Origin of the sequence: Psychrobacter nivimaris (assembly GCF_043419765.1) — a bacterium.
Taxonomy (GTDB): Bacteria; Pseudomonadota; Gammaproteobacteria; order Pseudomonadales; family Moraxellaceae; genus Psychrobacter.
Genome location: NZ_JBHOFX010000002.1, coordinates 327,887 through 349,951, shown reverse-complemented (window position 1 = coordinate 349,951; position 22,065 = coordinate 327,887). Strand labels below are relative to the sequence as shown.

General features: G+C 42.5%; 15 protein-coding genes. 5 read left to right on the top strand and 10 right to left on the bottom strand.

Translation table 11 applies throughout. The annotated features are described in order from the left end of the window. Positions 1-388 precede the first annotated feature (388 nt). Positions 389-679 carry a YbeD family protein gene (locus ACHEVO_RS04830; protein WP_057762424.1) on the bottom strand — a complete coding sequence of 97 codons (291 nt, stop codon included), beginning with the start codon at positions 677-679 and terminating at the stop codon, positions 389-391. A gap of 537 nt (positions 680-1,216) precedes the next feature. Then, the gene (locus ACHEVO_RS04825; RefSeq protein WP_394124140.1) at positions 1,217-2,176 is read right to left on the bottom strand and encodes a bestrophin family protein; all 960 of its coding nucleotides are present in this window, start codon (positions 2,174-2,176) and stop codon (positions 1,217-1,219) included. A 705-nt stretch (positions 2,177-2,881) separates the two neighbouring features. Here ACHEVO_RS04825 and ACHEVO_RS04820 point away from each other — a divergent pair. Beyond that, positions 2,882-4,381 carry a SulP family inorganic anion transporter gene (locus tag ACHEVO_RS04820; RefSeq protein WP_394124139.1) on the top strand — a complete coding sequence of 500 codons (1,500 nt, stop codon included), beginning with the start codon at positions 2,882-2,884 and terminating at the stop codon, positions 4,379-4,381. 275 nt (positions 4,382-4,656) lie between these two features. On the opposite strand, the gene ACHEVO_RS04815 is transcribed toward ACHEVO_RS04820, so the two are convergent. The 7 genes from ACHEVO_RS04815 to ACHEVO_RS04785 form a co-directional block, all read right to left on the bottom strand. Beyond that, entirely contained in the window at positions 4,657-4,965 is a 309-nt protein-coding gene (locus tag ACHEVO_RS04815) for an ArsR/SmtB family transcription factor (protein WP_101204781.1), read from the bottom strand. A gap of 542 nt (positions 4,966-5,507) precedes the next feature. Then, positions 5,508-6,038, bottom strand: coding sequence for a DUF2798 domain-containing protein (locus ACHEVO_RS04810; RefSeq protein ID WP_394124138.1), 531 nt, complete (start codon positions 6,036-6,038; stop codon positions 5,508-5,510). Between the two features lie 33 nt (positions 6,039-6,071). Beyond that, on the bottom strand, positions 6,072-6,866 hold the full coding sequence (locus ACHEVO_RS04805; RefSeq protein WP_394124137.1) for a siderophore-interacting protein: 795 nt from the start codon (positions 6,864-6,866) through the stop codon (positions 6,072-6,074). Positions 6,867-6,882: 16 nt separating this feature from the next. Continuing rightward, the gene (locus ACHEVO_RS04800) at positions 6,883-7,326 is read right to left on the bottom strand and encodes a MarR family winged helix-turn-helix transcriptional regulator (RefSeq protein ID WP_394124136.1); all 444 of its coding nucleotides are present in this window, start codon (positions 7,324-7,326) and stop codon (positions 6,883-6,885) included. A gap of 381 nt (positions 7,327-7,707) precedes the next feature. Beyond that, positions 7,708-9,630, bottom strand: coding sequence for an RNA polymerase sigma factor RpoD (rpoD, locus tag ACHEVO_RS04795; protein WP_394124135.1), 1,923 nt, complete (start codon positions 9,628-9,630; stop codon positions 7,708-7,710). 530 nt (positions 9,631-10,160) lie between these two features. Then, positions 10,161-12,368: a DNA primase gene (locus ACHEVO_RS04790; RefSeq protein WP_394124134.1), complete on the bottom strand. Its 2,208-nt coding sequence runs from the start codon at positions 12,366-12,368 to the stop codon at positions 10,161-10,163. Between the two features lie 139 nt (positions 12,369-12,507). Next, positions 12,508-13,689 carry an outer membrane protein assembly factor BamD gene (locus ACHEVO_RS04785; protein ID WP_102094802.1) on the bottom strand — a complete coding sequence of 394 codons (1,182 nt, stop codon included), beginning with the start codon at positions 13,687-13,689 and terminating at the stop codon, positions 12,508-12,510. 742 nt (positions 13,690-14,431) lie between these two features. Between ACHEVO_RS04785 and ACHEVO_RS04780 the strand changes: the two genes are divergently transcribed. Next, positions 14,432-15,655: an RluA family pseudouridine synthase gene (locus ACHEVO_RS04780; protein ID WP_394124133.1), complete on the top strand. Its 1,224-nt coding sequence runs from the start codon at positions 14,432-14,434 to the stop codon at positions 15,653-15,655. Positions 15,656-15,695: 40 nt separating this feature from the next. Then, on the top strand, positions 15,696-16,574 hold the full coding sequence (locus tag ACHEVO_RS04775) for a polyphenol oxidase family protein (protein ID WP_394124132.1): 879 nt from the start codon (positions 15,696-15,698) through the stop codon (positions 16,572-16,574). A 233-nt stretch (positions 16,575-16,807) separates the two neighbouring features. Here the strand turns inward: ACHEVO_RS04775 and ACHEVO_RS04770 are convergent, their stop codons facing one another. Next, entirely contained in the window at positions 16,808-18,061 is a 1,254-nt protein-coding gene (locus ACHEVO_RS04770) for a YeeE/YedE family protein (RefSeq protein WP_394124131.1), read from the bottom strand. Between the two features lie 719 nt (positions 18,062-18,780). Between ACHEVO_RS04770 and ACHEVO_RS04765 the strand changes: the two genes are divergently transcribed. Together ACHEVO_RS04765 and ACHEVO_RS04760 are read left to right on the top strand one after the other, a co-directional pair. Continuing rightward, the gene (locus ACHEVO_RS04765) at positions 18,781-19,398 is read left to right on the top strand and encodes a flavodoxin family protein (RefSeq protein ID WP_394124130.1); all 618 of its coding nucleotides are present in this window, start codon (positions 18,781-18,783) and stop codon (positions 19,396-19,398) included. A 909-nt stretch (positions 19,399-20,307) separates the two neighbouring features. Continuing rightward, positions 20,308-22,026, top strand: coding sequence for a xanthine dehydrogenase small subunit (locus tag ACHEVO_RS04760; RefSeq protein ID WP_394124129.1), 1,719 nt, complete (start codon positions 20,308-20,310; stop codon positions 22,024-22,026). Positions 22,027-22,065 lie beyond the last annotated feature (39 nt).

Sequence of the window (22,065 nt, the reverse complement as noted above, 5' to 3'; positions counted from 1 at the left end):
GGGCAAAAAGCTACCACTACTCATAGTGACGGTTAAAATCACTGAGTACTACATATAGCGTGTTTGTTAATTGGTAGACACAATATAGCGGGAAAATTTTGAAAATACTATATTGATTTTAGAATAAAACTATGTTGCTACAAGGTTGTAGGCAGTCTAAATTTTGGCAAAGGACGATGGGATAAGGGTTAGACGCAAATGCGGTCAATAATAAAATTTTTGTAAAAATATCGAGAGATTTACTTTTCATTCTCTCGGTTATTGTCGACTGATAATGGGAGTCATGGCGGCAATAATGCGGGCGCAGATTGTACATCAAACCACAAAAAATCGCCACCCGTATGAGTGACGATTTGGACTAAAAAGGCGTGAAAGTTTTTTATGCGACTTATAAAACAATACGAACCGTTTTTGCATTATCAAGTGACGCATAAAGCGCATTCACTTGCTCAGCCGCGGTTAGGTATAAATTGACCCGTGCTGAGTGAAAACGACCTGTTTTAGACGGCTTAACTTCGATAGACGCCAAATCAAAATCAGGGAACTGGCTACCCAAAATTAGTTTCACTTCATTAAGCAAACTCTCACGCTCGCCTTCATGACCGATGATGCTTAGTGGGTAGTTCATCGGGAACTCCCAAAGCTCTGGATTTTGAATATCGGTCTTTTTGCCTACCAATGCGCCTTTATTTGGCGTCAGGTCAGTGACTTTAACTGATGGCTGATTGCTAGTTGGGTTATTTGAATTGTTATCATTGTTGTCTTTTGAATCATCACTCATGATATGAGCCTCGCTTATATAGGTAAATAGGAAAAAGTTAATCAGTCATTAGTAGTAAGTAAATAACTAACATTAAGTCATTCGAAAATCGCTGCTATAGACATTCAGTTAGTTAAACATCTGCTCAAATCATACCGAAATCATAACGCAAAAATCTGAGACAGGCTCAGTATGGTCGTAAGTGGCATTTAAATCGGTCAAGCTATAGTCGATTCAATTTAAAAGTAGTACAAGGCAACCGAGTGTAGATGTACATGTGATACTTCAAACGAGGTTAACGCTGTCATACTTTTATAGTGGAATGGCTATATTAGGCAGAGAATATATGCACTGTTTATAGTGGTCTATGGACGATTATTCAAGTGAAGTCTGTATTTAGTCCTTTCTATCTTGAAGTAGTAAGCTAAGTGGCTTTTATTGAAACTATTATAAAAGCTATTGCAAATAGCCGTTGATAGGAGTGATATCAGGTGGAATATCCGTCTCTCCCAATGCCTCTCGCAGGTTAATCTCGATAGTGCGTGACAAGGCAGTCAAAGGTAACTGATTAGCCGCCAAGCCAAAAGGCTCTTCTAACTCTTCACTAAGCGCATCCAAACCAAAAAAGGTATAAGCAATCACCGCACAAATCAACGGGGTCGCCCAACCAAGTGAGGCCACCAAGCCAAAAGGCAACATAATACAATACAGATAGGTCGTGCGATGTACCAGCAGCATGTAAGCAAATGGCAGTGGTGTATTATGAATGCGCTCGCACGCTGCCAGTACAATTGTCATAGAGGTCAGGCGCTCGTCCATGTTTTGTATGACTTGCTCCGATACCAGTCCTTGACGCCGAATGTCGCCTAGCTGCTTACCCATTAGGCGCATTATGTAATCAGGTACGTTTTTCGCTTGGTGCATACGGTCATGATGTATCGCTGCGACAAGAGGCTCGATATCCGCCCAAGGTGGCGTGCCACGCAATCTGTGGCGCACAGCATGGGCAAACGCAATGGTCAGATATACCATCGTTCGCTGAGTATCGCGTCCAGTCTCATTGTGAACCTCGCTATCTTCTATACCATTCGCATCGTCATTATCTATAAAGGACAGTACTTGGCGGGTTAAGCTACGAGAATCATATACTAGCTGACCCCATAGTCCGCGAGCTTCCCACCAACGCTGATAACTGGCATTGTTTCGAAACCCAAGAAACAACGATAGGGCGATTCCAAGCAAGGTAAACGTTGCCATACCATAATAGGGAAACGAGTCAGGAAGCCAGTGCTGGATAATTGTGATAAGCGTACTAAGAATAGTAATCAGCAAAATTTGCGGATAGATTTTTGGAATGATTGATCCACGCAGGGTGAAAAATATCTTAAGGGCATTGGGTGTTTGCCGGACAATCATGTCAGTTTCCTAGCGATGAGGTATATGGAGACATATGAAGACACTATTCAATGTCTCGTGTGATTCTAATATAGAATCGAGTTCTGTAAAGCCCAAAAGGCTATAAATTTATTCAAACTAAGAAGTAGGGTAATCACTTAAGCTCGGTAATTGAGATAGCCAAAAAAGTTAAATGCTCGCCAAAAGGGCGATGTTTTTATTAATCTACTTTATGTATGTTAAAATGACGCGGAATATCACTCTTTAACTCTATAAAAGCTGTCACCACAAAGATGAATACGCCACCCTAGCTGACCCTCTCCTCAGTAATGATTGCTTCCTATAGCAATTACTCTCATAAAGCGTCTGACGCTTTTTCTTGTGCGCACGCACTGCTTTAACGTTTGTATCACTATTCGATATATCTAGTGGGTCATAAAGATTATCCCACTAAAAGTAAGTTATGACGATAACTCGATAACTATGCTCGTTCACATTTTTATATTTATCATTTGATAGGCAATGGGCAACGTGTCTGGATATCAAAGGGTATAAACAGAGATGTGCCTAGATAGCAAAGGATCTAAATAAAGATGTGTCAGACTTTTCATGTGAGATGATTTTTAACTACTTTTTAGATACTTTCCAATTAGATGCTTTCCTAAGTAACTATTAGATACCTCGTTTATTGACAGACTACAGCAGTTCCCCAAAACTGAGTTAAATATGTTAAATACAATTAAAGAGCATTGGCTATCCAATGCGCGCGGCGATGTCTTGGCTGGCATGGTCGTCGCTTTGGCGCTTATTCCTGAAGCAATTGCGTTTTCTATCATTGCTGGTGTCGATCCTCAAGTAGGGCTTTATGCCTCGTTTTGTATAGCGGTAGTGATTTCGTTTGTCGGCGGTCGTCCAGCGATGATTTCGGCGGCGACGGGTGCGATGGCGTTACTGATGGTGACACTGGTCAAAGACTATGGCTTGCAGTATTTGTTAGCAGCTAGTGTGCTGACAGGTGTTATACAGATTATCTTTGGCTTCTTAAAGCTAGGTAATCTGATGAAATATGTGTCTCAATCCGTAGTGCTCGGCTTTATCAATGCCTTGGCTATTTTGATTTTTATGTCGCAGGTTCCTGAGCTGATGCCGCAGGCAGGTTCAAATTTAGTACACGTATACGGACTTGTGGCGCTAGGTCTAGTTATTATCTATGGCTATCCATATATTCCAAAGATCGGCAAAGTGATTCCATCGCCATTGGTTAGTATTGTACTGGTTACGGCTATAGCCATCTTATTGGGTGCAGAGGCGCGAACCATCAATGATATGGGACAGCTGCCTGACACTCTGCCGATGTTTTTGATACCTGATATCCCCTTGAACTTAGATACGTTGATTATTATTTTTCCGTACTCTATCAGTTTGGCGATAGTGGGCTTACTTGAGTCTATGATGACCATGACAATCGTAGATGATTTAACTGATACCAAAGGCGACCGTACGCAAGAGTGCAAAGGCCAAGGTATTGCCAATGTGGTTAGCAGTTTTTTTGGCGGGATGGCAGGCTGTGCGATGATTGGCCAGTCTATCATCAACGTCAAATCAGGCGGCTATACGCGTCTTTCTACCTTAGTGGCAGGCGTATTTTTGTTATTGATGGTTGTGTTCTTAAGCGATTGGCTAAAGATTATTCCAATGGCCGCATTGGTCGCTGTGATGATTATGGTGTCTATCGGTACTTTTAACTGGGGTTCATTTAAAGAGCTAAAAACCAAGCCGCTGCAAAGTAACGTGGTCATGATTACGACCGTCGCTGTGGTAGTCGCAACTCATAACTTGGCCTATGGCGTATTGATTGGGGTATTGCTGTCAGCATTGTTCTTTGCCAATAAGATTGAGCGCTATATGAGTGTGCATAGTCACATGGATGAAGCATCGCAAACGCGTCATTATCAAGTTGATGGACAAGTATTCTTCTCATCAGCAGAGCGTATGATCGACTCCTTCGATATTAAAGAATCTGTCTCTAAAGTAGTCATTGACGTGTCGCGCGCGCATTTTTGGGACGTGACAGCAGTCGCCGCCATAGATAAAGTCATCATTAAATTTCGCCGTGAAGGCACTGAAGTAGAGCTCATCGGTTTGAACGAGGCGAGCCAAGCGATGATAGACAATTTCGGTGTGCATGATAAGCCAGATGCTGAGCAAAGTTTAGGCGCGCATTAATTTAGCTACGTATTAATAGTATTATATTCACAAATATAAAAAAGCTGAGTGTACCTCGGCTTTTTTTGTGCAAATTAAAAACTGATTAGAAGACTATATTCTATTATGGATAAATATTTTAGGAGGCAATAGATAATCAGAAGGGACAAGATAGCTAGAAGAGAAGAGGATGATAATTTAGAAAATGGTGTGATATTGAGATAGTTAATCGTTATATTGAAATATTTAGATGTTGTGTAGTGAAACAAAATAGCTCTAAAGATTATGAGAAATTTTTAAAGCTTTAACAGCTCTTTTTCAACTTCATTGAGAAATGCTTCGATGTTAGCTTCATGACGCTGATAAAACGTCCATTGTCCATGGCGTTCGGACGTAACCAATCCTGCTTTTTTTAACACACCCATATAGTTTGAAATGGTTGATTGCGACAATCCAGCTTTTTCTTGAATGTAACTGACGCATACACCATCCAGATTAGCATGCTCTGGTAATGACGCTGGAAAGTTCGACCTGTCCTTCAACCACTTTATGATTTGACGACGCATGGGGTTGTTAAGTGCAGATATTATGTTTTCTGTATTCATAAAATGTGTGATATCGATACCTAGTTAATAATCAACAACTGTCAGAGTGGAACATTAGATTTTTAGTTTACTCATTATGAGTATAAACACTAAAGCGGAGTAGAATCTATTTACTGCCAATGTGTCAACTATATACAAATAAACGGCTACTAGTAGCATACAGCTTATAACTAGCGTTTATATTCTGACTATACGTTTCTATAACAGTAGAGTATACAGCCAAAACCAGATTAATTATGACAGTTGTACTGTATAGTCATCGGAATATTGTCGAATAGTCACAATATATGATGGACAAAAAAGACTGTTTCAAATCGAACTTAACACTAAACGTTGTTACGATTGACTTATTAAATACACGTTAGTTCTTTGCCAAACCAGCAGTAAAATAGTATTAGAAAGCTTCTGACATGACAAGGGCGGGTTGTATATTCAACAAGCCCTTGATGCTTTATGTTCTTAAATTTTATTAAGCTTTTTTATTAATTTAGTTAGCATCACGGTAGAGTACCGAAAAACCTAATAAGCATCGTTGTGATATTTTAGCTTTTTAGAAATGCCTCAATTTTTGGTTTAATAGTCATAGAAACGATGACCATTAACGTCAATCCTACTGGTAATGCAACTAGAAACCCTTCTAACCAGCCATTTAAAAATGCCGTTTGGTTGGCAAAACCAATCGTCTTTGAGGCAGTACTAAAGGCCAACATAGACTCCATTATGCAAGCCATTAATATGCCTGTGATGAGATTACGCTTGTACGCTTTGGTATTAGGTAGCTTGTGATTAATAAATTTTGTGACCAGACCCATCAGTAAGAAGCCAATCGGCATGATCGCATACGCTGCCAGTAGCGCTCTAGACCAGTCTATAAAAAATGTATCGGAGTATCCGACATTCATATAGGTCATCACACCTGTTAAGAGACCACCTATGACAGTCATTAAGGCAAGTATTAACAACACTTTGTAGAGCAACGGTGTTTTTTTAGTGCCATCATTATTAACGCCACTATTTTTATTGCCATCAATGAGCAGGGTCTCGGTATTTGCCGGCATAGTATTTGGAGCCATAGTCATTTTCCTATCATCATAAAGAGCGTTTAATTAGTCGGTGTTTTTTTCTGCCTGTCGATCGCTTACAGATTGATCTTCTGCAACACCTGCTTTCCAGTAAGAAAAGGCATATAGCTCATCCTTAGACCACTGTTGCTCGACCTTTAGGTAATGACGAAGGGCTTTGACAGATGAGAATTCGCTAGCGATATAAGCAAAACGGCTCTGCTCTACAGTTGGCAAATCGAGAGATTTTACTGTGTCGATTAATTGACTGCCTTGCGTTGGATTTGGGTTATGTAACCATGTCATGGTGATATTGGCTGCTGTCGGCAATTCTTGCTCATCTTCTGCACCGTGCACTTCGATGATGCATTGACCAGTCGCACTGGCAGGCAAGCTTTCTAATATTGAGCCGAGCACTGGTATCGCTGTGGCATCGCCAATCAGTAGGAAGTTATCTGCATCGGGACAAAGCGCTTTGGTTTTAGGCTTCATTAAGATACCAATCTCGTCGCCAACCTCAGCATGAGTGGCCCAGCCTGAAGCGGGCGCCTCGTCACCATGAGCGACAAAATCAATCCAAATCTGTTGTTTTGCTACATCAGCGCCGCGATGAGTATACGTGCGGACAATGAAAGTAGCATTGTCATTTAGGTCAATTGGCTGAGCTTTATCGACAGGAATAAGCACTTTGTTATTTGCGCCAACTGTCATGGTCGCGATATTGGCAATAGTATCTGCTTGGCCTGTGAGGTATATACGGATGTAGTGCGGAGTAATCATTTGCTTGTGAGCAACGGTCATGATTTCGCGCACTGGTTTCTGATTTATTGTGTTATTCATACGGATCTGTCCTTACTTATTTATCGGTAGTCTTGCTGTTGCTAACGTTGTCTATCATGGTGCGACTGACACGGAAGAATAACGCAAGCTCTACGAGACTTAAATCTTTCGTTAATCGCTGTCTTGTCCATTCTTCTGCTGCATCAAGCTTTGTCATAACCTCTTCACCTTTAGGGGTCAGCTGTAGTAATTGGCTGCGACCATCAAGCGGGTTATCTGTCTTTAATATTAGCTCAGCCGCCAATAGGTCATTTAAGGCACGGGTGATTTGCGCTTTGTCTCGCTGCATATGCTTAGAGATAGATAGCGCAGTGCTATTCGGGTTATAACAAACGCCTTTTAAGGTTCTAATATTGGTCACGGACAACTCGACACCTTGCTGACGAATGCCTTCTAGCAGCAGGTTGGTATAGGTATGCATCAATTGATGTAGTGTTTCGCTCAATGAATTGTTAGACATAAAAACTCTTTGGTATAGTTGATAGAAGCAACTATATAGAATAAGGTTGATAGTGTCAACTATAAAGTGGTTTTTGAAGGAGTGTGTCTATCTAAACTTGGATAGTTGTGAATAAGAGAAGAGAGTAGAGGGTCAAGAAAATAGGGATATATTGAACGAGGAGCTCTTAGATTGAAGGGTTTTATGACTAGGAGGCTTTGTAATTAAGGAGCTTTATAATTGAACAGCTTTGCAATTAAAAAAATTGTAATTAATAAACACAGTGATTAGTAAGTTCTAGAATTAAAAAGCAGGCACAAAAAAAGCTGAGACATACTCAGCTTTTTTATTTTTGGCGATTATCAAAAGCCTATTAGCTAGGCTCAGTATTTCTCTGAGAAATTAGTCATTTTCAAGGAAAGAGCGCAAGTGCTCAGAACGTGATGGATGACGCAATTTACGCAATGCTTTTGCCTCAATCTGACGAATACGCTCACGCGTTACATCGAACTGCTTACCGACTTCTTCCAAAGTATGATCGGTTGGCATATCGATACCGAAACGCATTTTTAGGACACGCGCTTCACGCTCCGTCAGGTTCCCCAATACATCACGCGTCGCTTCTTGCAGACCGGCAGCAGTCGCATCATCAACAGGGCTTGAGATCGTACCATCTTCAATGAAATCACCTAGATGCGAATCTTCATCATCACCGATCGGGGTTTCCATAGAGATAGGCTCTTTAGCAATTTTCAGCACTTTACGGACTTTAACTTCGTCCATCTCTAAGCGTTCGCCTAATTCCTCAGGTGTTGGCTCGCGACCCATTTCCTGTAGCAATTGACGTGAAACGCGGTTTATCTTGTTGATCGTCTCAATCATATGCACAGGAATACGGATGGTGCGCGCTTGGTCAGCGATAGAGCGGGTAATCGCCTGACGAATCCACCATGTGGCGTACGTCGAGAACTTATAACCACGGCGATATTCAAACTTATCAACGGCTTTCATCAGACCGATGTTACCTTCTTGGATAAGATCCAAGAACTGTAGGCCACGGTTGGTATATTTCTTCGCGATAGAGATAACCAGACGTAGGTTAGCTTCAACCATTTCTTTTTTCGCGCGGCGAGCTTTTGCTTCACCAACTGCCATACGACGTGCCACATCTTTCATGTCGTGAATTTTCATGTCGAGCTGCTGCTCGTAATCACGAATACGACGTTGAAGTAAAATAACGTCATCAGTGACTTTTTCTAGCGTACCAGCAAATGCAGGCTTACCTTTGATACGTTCAATCAACCAATCAACATTGGTTTCATTGCTAGGGAAGGTCTTACGGAACTCTTCACGCGGCATACGACCACGGCGAATCACCAAACGCATGATTTGACGCTCTTGCTTACGTACGTCGTCGTAGACGTCATGCATAATAGCCATGACTTGGTCTGACAAGCGATTGTTTAGCTTTAGCATCATAAAGCGTTCAGCAAGTAGGGCATACGCTGTATCAGCCTGTACGCTACCACGACCATAATCAATCAATGCTTGCTTAGCTTTGATAAATAGATGCTCGATCTCTTCTAGACGCAAACGAACTTCTTCTGGATCAAGACCGCTGGTTTCTTCTTCAGCTTCGTCTTCAACATCATCTTCGTCTTCGTCGTCATCATCAAGCGCGGCTGCTTTCGCATTGACCTTGGCTTTGATAACTGGTGGGTTTTCTTTTTCTTCTTTAATGCGCTCACGTTCTTCTTTCGCCGCTTCTTTTGCTTCTTGGGCAGCGATTTTGTCTTCTTCGGTTTCAGGGTCTAAGAAACCAGTGATAACGTCAGATAGCTTTTTTTCGCCGTCTTGGACTTTTTGATACTCGTCAAGGACAAACTGTACGGTACCAGGCCAGTAAGACATGGCATGCTGCACATCACGAATACCTTCTTCGATACGCTTAGCAATGGCAATCTCGCCTTCGCGAGTCAGTAGGTCAACCGTACCCATTTCACGCATATACATACGTACAGGGTCAGTGGTACGACCAGGCTCAGTTTCAACAGAGGCGAGTACTGCCGCTGCCTCATCTGCTGCCATATCATCATCGCTTGAATCATCGTTCATCAAGATGTCATCGGCATCAGGAGCTGATTCAAAGATTTTGATACCGACATCGGTCAGCATTTGCACAATGTCTTCGATCTGATCGCTTTCGGTAATAGAGTCGGGCAGCTGGTCATTCACCTCAGCGTAGGTAAGATACCCTTGCTCTTTGCCCATTTGGATTAAGGTGGCCAGTTGAGATGTGGACTTAGAAACTGACTTATCGTTCATAAATACTCGCTTACTTGCATCGGACATTTTTATATTGTGACTCGCTATCGCTCGCTCTTTGCGTTGATCTTATCAATCGATTGATCAAAATATGGCGTAGAGGTTGTCAATAATATCAAAAATGAGTTGATATGAATAAAGGCTCAAAACACTACAATAACAATGCTGATAAACAGCTAAAAATTAGAAAAGCTAAAAAGACTTCAATATGGTACTTAAAAAAATACAGTACTTAAAATTTAATACTCAAAAATAGTATCTAAAAGCTGATACGTAAAAATAATACCTAAAATTTGTGCTTAACAATGCATGCTCACAATCATTCACCAAGCAGTGCTGTCAATATACAGCGACACAGTTTAACACAGACCACAGTCGTCAAGCACGAGCTAGTGATAGCTACCGACCATTTTTTACTGATTATTTGCCATCAGCTAAATGATTTAGAAGCGACTCATGCTACTGGGCATAATCATTAGTAGTGGGGGCAGCTGCTAGACTTTTAAAGGGTCAACATTTGAAATTAAACATTAAGACTGCACCGTGACCATCTGTGCGGATTGCTCTGCCTGCTGTGCCCGTAGCCAATCATTCAATAATTGGGTTTGTTTACGGACGATCGCAAGCTTAATATGATCTGGGTTCTGTATCAGCTCTTGTATTTTTTTCTTCATGTTGCGCTCAAGCAGCTGACTGACTAGCTCTTCGATTAGGCCATCAAGCCCCAAAATATTGCGTGCGGTTAGCGCTTTATAGAAGCCGCCCCAATTACGGCTGAGCATGTCTTGGGTCGCAGGTTTTACGTTTGATAAGATAAAATGCGCCGCTGCATTGACATCTTTTGGTAGGTAATTAAGACAGCGCTTAATAGTACTTACGATGTCTAGCAGAGCAGCATCTTGCAAGTCTTCCCACGCAAGCGGACGTAGCGTATCAGGCGATGCTTTTTGTTTGATATGAGCAGGTAGGTGTAAACCATTAATCCCTGACTGTTGCCAAATCGACTCAATAGGGTCGTCGATTAACGCGCGCGGCTGAAACAAAAAGCAAAGCTGCAATTGCTGACTGATGGTCATATCACCATCAAAATCTAGCAGCGCATCTTTAGCCTCGACATTCTGACTGCGTTTACCGCCAAGCTTTTGATAAACGTCATTGTTGAGCAAATAGCGAAAGCTACTGCCTTTGGGCAAGGCGGTCGTCAACGAGCGTACTTGGGACATGAGCTTGGCTTTGCCTTCAGCCAGACTCATATCATAACGTTCACTCAAATACGCAAAAATATACTGTGATAGCGGCATGGCATTAGCGATTTGCTCACGCATGGCATCGCTGCCCTGACTCTTAATAAAAGTATCAGGATCATGATTGTTAGGCAGGGTTAAAAACCGCAGCTCTTTGTCATCGGCCAGTACAGGCAGCGCAACTTCAAGTGTACGCCAAGCGGCTTTTTGTCCTGCACTATCCCCATCAAAGCTCAAAGTAAGCGTTGGATTAAGTGTCAGTAGACGCGATATTTGGCTTTCATTAATCGCTGTACCCATCGAGGCGATTGCCCCATAGATACCTGCTTGATACAGGGCGATCACATCCATATAGCCTTCGACCACCAGCCAGCTGTCTGCGCGCTGCTGACGTGATTCATAATAGCCGTATAGTACATGCTGCTTATGAAAGACGGGCGAGTCTGAGGAGTTGATATATTTAGGCTTTACTTCGTCATCGAGCGCCCGACCGCCAAAACCAATAGTGCGGCCTTGATTGTCACGGATTGGGAAGATGACTCGGTCGCGCAATAGATCGTAGTCGCGGCCAGACTCTGACTGACGTACCAATCCTAAAGCTTTTAGACCCTCAATATCCTGCGGAAATTGATGCTCAAGATGCTGCCAACCAAACGGTGCATAGCCAAGACCGAAGGTCTCAAAGATGTCTTCAGTGATACCGCGCGATAAAAAGTAGTGCTTGGCATGGGGATGCGTGGTTAGGTTGTGCTGATAGAATTGTTGGATTTGCTCTAGTAGCTCATATAGATTGCCATCTTTATCATCGTTTTGGCCAATGTCATGAGCGCCCTGCATACCAGCGCTAGTATCGGTATCTGTCAGCCATGCTGGCGGATAGCCACTGTCAGCTGAATGGTTTGGCAAATACGGCTCTGAGGAATAGGAGTCCATCGAATATGACGCTGAATCATACGCCTCTAACGGCGGGAAATTCTCATAGCCCTGATTGTCATCATAAATGGGCTGGTCGATGTAGTTTTGGTCACTTTGGACGACATTGTTTTGATGACTGTCTTGACGATTATTTTGATGGTTGTCTTGATTTGTACCGTCTTGGCTTACTTTGCTATGTTCTACAGTTGGGCTAGGCACATTGTGCACAGGCGGCGGTGCAATAGGTTTGGGTGCGCGACGTTGATAACTAACGTTTTGCTGTTCTTCTTTTGGTACTTCAATGCCTGTTTGCTTTGATAGTTCATTGACCGCTTCAATGAATGTCAAATTTTCATAATCACGCAAAAAACTGATGGCATTGCCACCGACGCTACAGCCAAAGCAGTGATAGATGTTTTTTTGTGGATTGACATAAAAGGAAGGCGATTTTTCACCGTGAAAAGGGCAACAGCCTTTATATTCACTACCAGCGCGTTTGAGCGTGGTGTGTTTGCCAATGATGCTGATCAGGTCAGCTTGGCTATTTAATTGTTCAAGAATATGGTTAGGAATGCTCATACAAAAAACAGTTTACCATAGGTCGATTATATTGGGGCAGAGGTAATAAGATACTGCTAGAAAAATAAGGCCAACATAATGTTGACCTTATTATCAATGAATACAGACTGTGTTAGCTAGGCTAAAAGACTTCACGTAATCAATTATTATCCATATCACTCACACTGTCGTCATTTAACGTAGTGCGACGTGTCGGATTGGTATTTAGTGGATCGACGTTGGCTTCTCTTGCAGTTGAGCCAGTACTTGATTGACTGGTTACACGCTCAGCTGACGCTTCAGGCAGACCTAAGCCTACGCTAATACCATTACGCGCAGCAGCATTATTGGCGACTGGAGTATTAGCAGGCGTAGTGTTAGTCCCTGCTAGTCTCAACTGGGCTGCATTACGAATCATTTGTGTCTTGGTTGCGCCATTATACTCGCCAGATGCGACTGATTTGTCAGTCGTGTTCGAACGACCAAGCTTGCCAAAGGTAATCTTATTGAGCCAAGTACGGTCACGTTTGGTGCTTAATTTCACACTACCGTTGCTGGTTAGCATTTCTGGGTAGTTGATCTGCAACAGCGTTTTGTACTCATTGGCCAAATCGTTTAGACCAAGTTTTTCATGGCTATAAGCTAATACCGCAAGAGCATCTGGGGTTGACTCACTCAGCGGGTAGTACTGAAATACCCATTTGGCACGGTTAACCGCTGCTACATAAGCTTCACGCTCGATATACCAATTTGCGGCGCTCATTTCGCTCTCAGCAAACTGATTATAGATGAACGTCATACGCTGAGCGGCATCTGGTGCATACGGGCTGTTTGGATATTTATTGATAAGCTCTTGGAAATTGGCAAAGGCAATACGCAAATACGCGGTATCACGCTCAGCTTGGTTCAGTTTAAAGAGCTTTAGGCTCTCAGATGAACCTTCCATATTGGCAACGCCGCGCACATAGTAGGCATAGCTGACTTGTGGGTTAGACGGATACAGACGGATAAACTGCTCAGCACTTGCTGCCGCCATCTCATACTTGTCGCCTTCGTATTGTGCATACATCATGTCAAGCAAAGCTTGTTCAGCGTACTGTCCGGTTGGGTAGAATGTGCGCAGATTGGTCAGCTCTTCGATACCTTGGATATAGTGACCTTTGTCAATCTGATTGACGGCCTCGTTATAATACCCTTGCTCTGATTTTTCAGCTGTTTCTACTGCCTCACCATCTTTGGCGCCAGTTAGATTTTTAAAAGTCTGGCAACCCACTAGATTGACGCTAAGCGCCAGTAGGGTTATTGAGGACAGTTTGATAAACGTATTGCCAACAGCTTGCATACTTCTTCTCCGACACAAGACGCATAATAGCAGCGGCGCTATCATGCTATATAAAAGGTTAGTGATAAAAAACGACGCTAAATAGTCAGCGATCCACCAGCAAAATTTTTTATCGAATGCAGTTTTTGTTATGACGTATTGTACTGATAGATTGGGTTTGATGCATAGCGCTTGTATAGTAAGCCTGTCATAGACCACATGCATTTAGCCATAATCAAAAGGTTTAAATGGCAATCACGGTCAACAAGCCCCAATGCTATTTTCATACTGTATCTAAATACGGCATTCGCATACAGTGCCATAGCATACAGCAAAACATGGCTATACTTTATAGAATAACATTTGCTACGTCTATTTTTTCGCCATCTATATTGTATAGGCAGTTTAACATGAGCGGCTGTCACGAGCGATATCGAATGTCGCTAGCATGAGTAAATATACAGTAAATTACAGCAATGTCATGTTCTAGAGAGTTAAGCGAAGCATCTTACAGCCCAAAGGTATGCTCAAAAATTAACAGATAGCATGCAGCTTCTATATGGCTTATGCCTGCAACATGATACACTAGAGCGGTATTGTCTTCGCTTTTTTGTACCTTAAAGGTTGTTATTGCCATTTATAGGCAAAAAACGACAATTTTTTATACTGCTATTTATAATACTATCTTCGAAGTCACCTCACAAAACACTGTCAGGGACTTTGCCATGTATCAATGTATCAATCCGCTATGAATAATGATGCCATGACTACCAATTTATCACCGAATCAATCGCTAGATACTGATTCATCAGCACAAGAGTCACCAATGCCAAATGATGTTTTGAACAATAATGAGTTACCTGATAATCAACCAATGATGAGTGAGCAAGTGCTTGATAATGAAGAAATGCTCATCGATGATGGTAATGATCTGAACGATAGCGACATTGATGATAGTGATATTGATGACAGCGATATGGACGGCGACGATGATGAAGCCCCAGTAGCGGGTCAAGCTGTACCAGTGATTGTAGATATGACGCATGTGGTCACAGAAGATCAGGCTGGTCTGCGTATTGACAAGGTCGCCTCACAAGCGTTTTCAGACTTTTCGCGGGTACAACTACAAAACTGGATCACTGACGGCAGTCTGCTCTATAACGGCAGTGTTCAAAAACCGAAAGTCCGTGTCAAAGCAGATGACGTATTGCATCTATCAACGACGTTACAGCAGCATGGCGAAGACCAACCAGAAAACATAGATATCGATGTCGTCTATGAAGATGACGACGTATTGGTAATTAATAAACCTGTTGGTATGGTGGTTCACCCAGGCGCGGGTAATCAAAACGGCACTTTGGTCAATGCATTGCTATATCATTATCCTCAGCAGCATCATTTACCGCGTGCAGGTCTCGTACACCGTATTGATAAAGACACCTCTGGATTGCTATTGATTGGCAAAACCAAACCTGCTCAGATGGCACTGATGGAACAGCTAAAAGACAAGTCTGTTTATCGTCACTATAAGTGTGTGGTGGCAGGGGACCAAGCAAGTTTATCTCGTCATCGTCGTATCGATGCGCCGATTGGTCGACATCGCAATCAGCGTACTAAAATGACGGTAATGACCGCTGGCCGCGAAGCGGTAACGCATCTACTAAATGTCACACCATTGAACGAAAACTACTGTCTGCTAGATGTCGGGCTTGAGACTGGACGTACGCATCAAATTCGTGTGCATTTAAGTCACATTACTTATCCTCTAGTCGGTGACCGTGTCTATGGTGGCCGTCGTCAGTTGCGTTCTGGATTGACAGAAGCTCAGCGCCAAGCAATTAATAATTTCCCACGTCAAGCATTGCATGCCTATACGCTAGGGTTTGTGCATCCGACGACAGGTGAAGACATTGAAGTCACGACACCACTACCTGAAGATATGCAAAAACTCATGGCAGTACTAAGCGACGGTTATTATGAAGAGTAAACGCTAACGTTTACTAGATGAGAGGTGAGAGCGAGCAGCCATGATGAACACGTTCCCGATGACAATGATTGCGCAAATTGATGATGTGGCTGTTTTTCAGACGGCTGCTTTTGTGCATGGTGATATTGATGACTCTGCTGCTAAAAACCAGCGTACAGGGTTTGAGGGTCAGTCAAATTACGGCGAGCTGAATTTAGGTCTGCATGTCAATGATAATGCACTGCAAGTATTAGATAACCGCATGAATCTATTGGCTGCTATCAATGAGCAGCTGACAGATAAGTCTGCACAAAACGAGCAGCATGCGGCCATTAATCGCTTACATTGGGTCAGTCAGGTTCATGGTAAACATATTCATGATGTCGATGCTACTACGCTGAATATGGCGCCAATGTCTGCTGATGCGATGGTCAGTCAACAAAGTGGTTGTGGTCTGGCGATCATGACGGCAGACTGTGTACCGATTGTCTTATATCAGCCTACCAGTGGCAAAATCGCAGCGATTCATGCAGGCTGGCAAGGATTGGCCTGTGGTGTGATACAAGAGGCTGTCAACCGCTTTACCGATTCAGGTCCTATACAAGCTTGGATAGGCGTTTGTATCAGTCAGGAAAATTATGAAGTAAGTGTAGACGTTCGCGATAAGCTATTGGCTGGGTGTATAGCCAACCAGACGTTGTCAAAGAAGCATATCGATGACTTTGTGTCGCTATTTTCCATATCGTCTCATGATGACAAGATAAAGTTGGATTTACCCAAGCTTGCTGCCATGCAGTTAGAAGCTGCTGGTGCTACAGTTATGAATGATTTGCCTGTTGACTGTAGTTACGCAAATACTCACTATTACTCGTATCGCCGTCAGACTCATATGCACCAGCCTGCAACAGGTCGGATGGCACTGGTCATCGTTCGTTTTTAGCAGCTTTATAGCCAGCGAACTACTAAACCGCTACGGTGTTACCCTCCCTAGATGTACTATATGTACAATCTACGGTCGGCTGCCTTGTAGCTGTTTTAGATTTCTTTGGCTATATAATAATGAGTAGTGGCAAGGAAGTGATAAACAACAAAAAACAGCAGATTATTCTGCTGTTTTTTATTTGAGAGCTACATTCGTATTAACATAAGGTCTGTATTAATACAAAATCTGTATTAACAAACGGAGTCGCTAGATTTTGGCACTGATAGGCCAAATAGAGGACGTAAATATAGTGCCAAGAACGTACCTGCCATTGCCAGTATGCCCCAGATATAACCATGTAAGCTGAAAGAGGCGATACCACCAAAGTAAGCGCCGATATTACAACCGAACGCGAGACGGGCGCCATATCCCATCATCAATCCGCCGATGACCGATGCTGCAAAGTTACCGGCAGTAATCTTAGTAAACTTAAACAAACCACCTGCAGCAGAGGCGATAAACGCGCCAATGATAATGCCGATATTTAATACAGTGGTCGAATCTGCAAAGATAGAGGCCTCAAGTGCTGCTGCATTAGCGCCTTGCCAATAGCCCCAACTAGCCACATCCATGCCAAAGCCGCTTGCAATTTTAGAGCCCCATAATGTGAATGCTGACGTAATACCCCACGGTTGACCACGTGTGAGTAATGTCAGACCGTTAAGTAAAGCCAAAACGATTGCAGCAGCAAATAGCGGCCAAGAACCACGAAAGATCCGTTTCCAACCAGACTCAGAAGGTACGGGCGCCATCTTCGGTGCGTTTCTTTTTTTCTCAACGACTAACGTCACCCATGCGATAATGCCGAATATGGCTAGCGACACCAGCCATGCACCTGTATAACCAAGACTTGTAGAGGTTGCTAAAGAGAAAGGCGCATAAGCGGGCATTTCTTCTGTCCAGAATGGTAAATGATAAGCCCCAATCGTGGCACCTACTATGAAGAAAATAAAGGTGATGAACATAACAGAGCGTCCACCGCCTACTGCATAGAGCGTACCAGAGGCACAGCCGCCGCCCAGTTGCATGCCGATACCAAATACAAATGCACCTACGACTAGACTGACCCCTAATGGCGCGACATAACCTGCGACAGGACCGCCAAATAGAGTCGTGCCATAAGCAAGGATTGGCGCAAATAGCGTAACAGCAACTGCCAGCATCAGCATGTGTGAACGCATCGCCTGACCGTTACCCACTGACATCATACGTCTAAAGGCAGAGGTAAAGCCAAAGCGGGCATGAAAAAGGGTATAGCCTAACAAAAGACCTATCCCAAGCAGCAATGATTGAGAGATATGTTGAGTGGCTAGTAGATACGCAAGCACCATCAATCCTACGATGCCGCCTCCCATAATTAAGGGTTTTTGCGGTGCATTTAATGCCAGATCATCTCTGACGATAGGATCTTTTGTGTCGTTTACAGGTTGAACGAGAGTAGTCAAGGTAATAGCTTCCTTATCCGATGATGTTATCAGATATCATTTTTATAAGAATTTATATGAGTATAGTTGCGCAGGTTTGCAGAATTGGAAACTGTATTTCTGTTAATTTGGTTAAGCAGTAACAAGCGTTACATCATAATCCTATTGTCATTAATGTAAATACGGAGAGATTAGAAAAAATAGAATGAGTATATGATGATATGGAATAAATAAACTGCTGTATATATTATTTGATATTAATAGTTGCCTATAGTTCTGATAATTATAGGTTTATCAGGTATCGGGAAGTTGTTTGTGTCATATTATCAGTTAACGCGACTTACCCATTTATACAAAATATATTAAAAGGATATATGATCTGATTAGTCAGACTTTAATAAATAACTTAAAAACGAAAATACGTCTGATACAATGGGCTTGAATTCAATGAAGGTCGTCGCATATATACTGGTATGTATACGCTGACGTATAGAGACTATGTAATTAAGGACTGTGCAGTTAAAGACTATGCGATTGCTCTATCATTATTGATGTTTCTACCAGTTAAATTGACTCAAAGAAGCGTTGCTTGATTCTGTTATATCGCCTGATAGTTCGAAAGTTTGAGCTATCGATAAGTACTTATCAGTGAAAGTGAAGTCACCAACTATCGATTGTGGCTAAGTATCCAATATTTTGTAAGTTTTATATTCAACCAATTATTTATTATTAGAGTACGTATGAATACACCTGCTAAATCGTCTAACACCTCTACATCTACTGATAACGCGCCTAATGTCTCAATCGCTGTTATCTTCCATAGTAATTATGGTCATACCAAGCGTGTCGCTGAGGCGATAGTACAAGGTGCGCATCAGCAATTGCCAGAAGCACAAGCCAAAGCTGTCGATGTTTATGATGTTGATTGGGATTATTTAGATCAGGCAGACTTGCTGGTTTTTGGTAGTGCAGTGTATATGGGTAGCGTGACGGCTGAGTTTAAGACCTTTATGGATGAGACATCTAAGCGTTGGTATCATCGTAAGTGGGAGGGTAAATGGGCAGCAGCGTTTGCCAATTCGGGCGGCCTGAGCGGTGATAAACTTGCCGTATTGCAGCAGATTTCTCTATATGCGATGCAACATGGTATGAACTGGATTGGTCTGCCATTGATGCCGACAGGTCATGAGGCTCACGACTTAAACCGTCTGTCTAGCTTTTTGGGGTTGATGACTCAGTCGCTTGATGGGCCACCTGAAGAGACACCAGGTTCGGGTGATATTGATACTGCTATTTGGTTTGGTGATCATCTGGCCAAAACGATTATTAAGCATCAACCAGCTGATGCTAAGCGTTAAAAACAGCTAGAACCGACAGAGCGATCGAATAAAAAAGCAGACATTATTGATGTCTGCTTTTTTTTGTGCCAATTTTTATTGAGCGGTAAGTTCTATTAAGTGCTAGGCTTTTTATGGAGCAACAAGCTTAGTAGGGGCGGGCTTCACGGGGATAGGACTGTCAACGAATTGAAATGATTGACAACCTCCTAACAGCATCGTTGCTACTAGCAAATGGGTAAAGGCAAATGACTTCATAGTAATATCTCAAAAACGATTCTAGCCCAACGACATCTCACGACTAACCATCATTAGAAATAATAGTAGTGAAGAGTCGGGCTTATTTGCAGACATTATATATAAAAATCAGCTGTTCATAGCAGTTTAAAGGCGATATATGTATTCAGTACTGTTTTTACGCAGGCTATCTCGCTGTTTATAGTATGACTCATCTAACGCTCAGCTTTATTATTCACTATGTATAAAATTAGAAATATTTATAAAAACAGTGTCTGGTTTTGAGTGGCTGAGCAGTGAATAAAGTCTATAAAACGTATAGGTATTTACTTAGATTTAAGTTATTCACCAATTATTCGCCAACTGTTTGATAGTATCTATAGGCATTTTAACGGGTTGTGTTATAAATAAGAATAGTGATAATATGTTGAAAGCTGACCAAATAGTCAAGTATCCTATAGTACGAGTTTTCTAACAATATTGTTCGATGCTTGCTGATTTTTTCTATCTCTTAAGAATGTGTTAGCAAACAAAACAGCGAATACTTTAAAAGTTATAAAACAGAATAACCGTACTTGAACGGTTGCAGCATGATGTAAACCAAGTGCTTACGTTCAGCATTTAAGCCGTTAAATTCCTTAAGCCTTAAGCCTTATGCTTATCTTCATTATTTTATTTTAGCCGAGTCTTGCTATGATTAGTTTTTACTTAAATGGGAAACGCCACGAGCTAACCCAGCTTAACCCTAATACGACGGTGCTTGAGTATCTACGATTGCATGAAGGCCAAACGGATACGAAGGAAGGCTGTGGTAGTGGTGATTGCGGTGCCTGTACTGTGATGGTTCAGCGCCTGCCTAACGCTAGCCAGCAAGTGCTTAATGATGAAAATGGCGACGAAAAAAATGCTACGCCACCGTTCTATACGATTAACTCTTGCATTACGCTAGTGTCGCTTATGGATGGTCATCATCTGATGACGGCTTCTTATTTAGCAGATAATCCAGAACATCACCCAGAACGTGCTTTGCTGCATCCAGCACAGCAAGCCATGGTTGAATGTCACGGATCGCAGTGCGGTTTTTGTACACCTGGGTTTGTGATGTCGCTGGCTTGTGTTTACGAAAACAATCGTATGCAGACAAGTCAAGAGACAGCAAGTCAGAACGATGCCAAGCAACTAAGCTATGATGAAGTGGTTGCTTCAATCTCTGGCAATCTATGCCGCTGTACAGGTTATCGACCGATTATCGAGGCGGGCCTACTGATGAGTGATATCGGTCAGCAGAGAGAAGCAGAGCATTCAGCGGTGAAAGACTTGACTATCAGTCTAGCCACAGACGCGATTCGTAGTACAAAAGAATCAGCAGTATCTGAAAACGTGCTAGATAACGTCGAATTAAAGAATGAAGAGTCGAAAGCGATTGCCCCTGTAATCAGTGATGCTGGGCGACAATTATATATGCCCAAGTCACTAGATGAGCTTAACCAAGTATTAGCGGCCTATCCGCATGCAACGATTTGGGCAGGCGGTACGGATTTGGGATTGAGTGTAACCCAGCATTTGGTTGATCACGAGGTCATTATCCAACTTTCGGGTATTGAGGCATTAAAATCATGGTCATTATTTGACGCAAAGTATGACTCAAGCAATGAAGAGTCGGATGACAAGCAAGCTCCTAGCCAATCACTAGTATTAGGTGCTGGCATGAGCTATCAGCAGATGTTGCCTGTACTTGAGCAGTATTTTCCAAGTTTTGCGCAAGTATTTGAGCGCATTGCCTCTCCGCAAATTCGTAATATGGGTACCATCGGCGGCAATATAGCCAACGCTTCTCCAATTGGTGATTTACCACCGATTTTATTAGCGTTAGATGCGTCAATTCATCTGCGTCATTGCGCGGATAATCATGAAGAATCAGGTAACGATTTAGATAATAGTGATTCGGTTTATACGGATGAGATCATACCTTTATCAGAATTTTTCTTAGATTATAAAAAGACCAAACTGCAAGCAGGCAGTTACGTAGTCGCTATTCATATTCCTCTGATGCATGACAATCAGCACTTATTTATTCATAAAATTAGCAAACGCTACGAAGATGATATTTCAGCGTGTCTATTGGCTGCGCGAATCGATGTATCAGCAGATGGCATGACGATAGAGAATGCAAAGCTTGGGCTTGGCGGAATGGCTGCCATACCATTGTTAGCCACAACCTGTCAGCAAGCGCTCATTGGGCAAGCGGCTGAAGTTGCGAGTTTTGAGCAAGCAGCACAAGTCTTGTCTGTAGACGTTACGCCTATGACTGATGTTAGAGCCAGCCGTGAATATCGCTCACATGTGGTACAGCGTCTACTGGTGAAGTGCGGTAAGCAATTGGTAGCAGGTAGACAGACCGAGACCGCTTAACTAGCAGAGTTGTTGTTTGCTAATACCGCCTTATCGTTA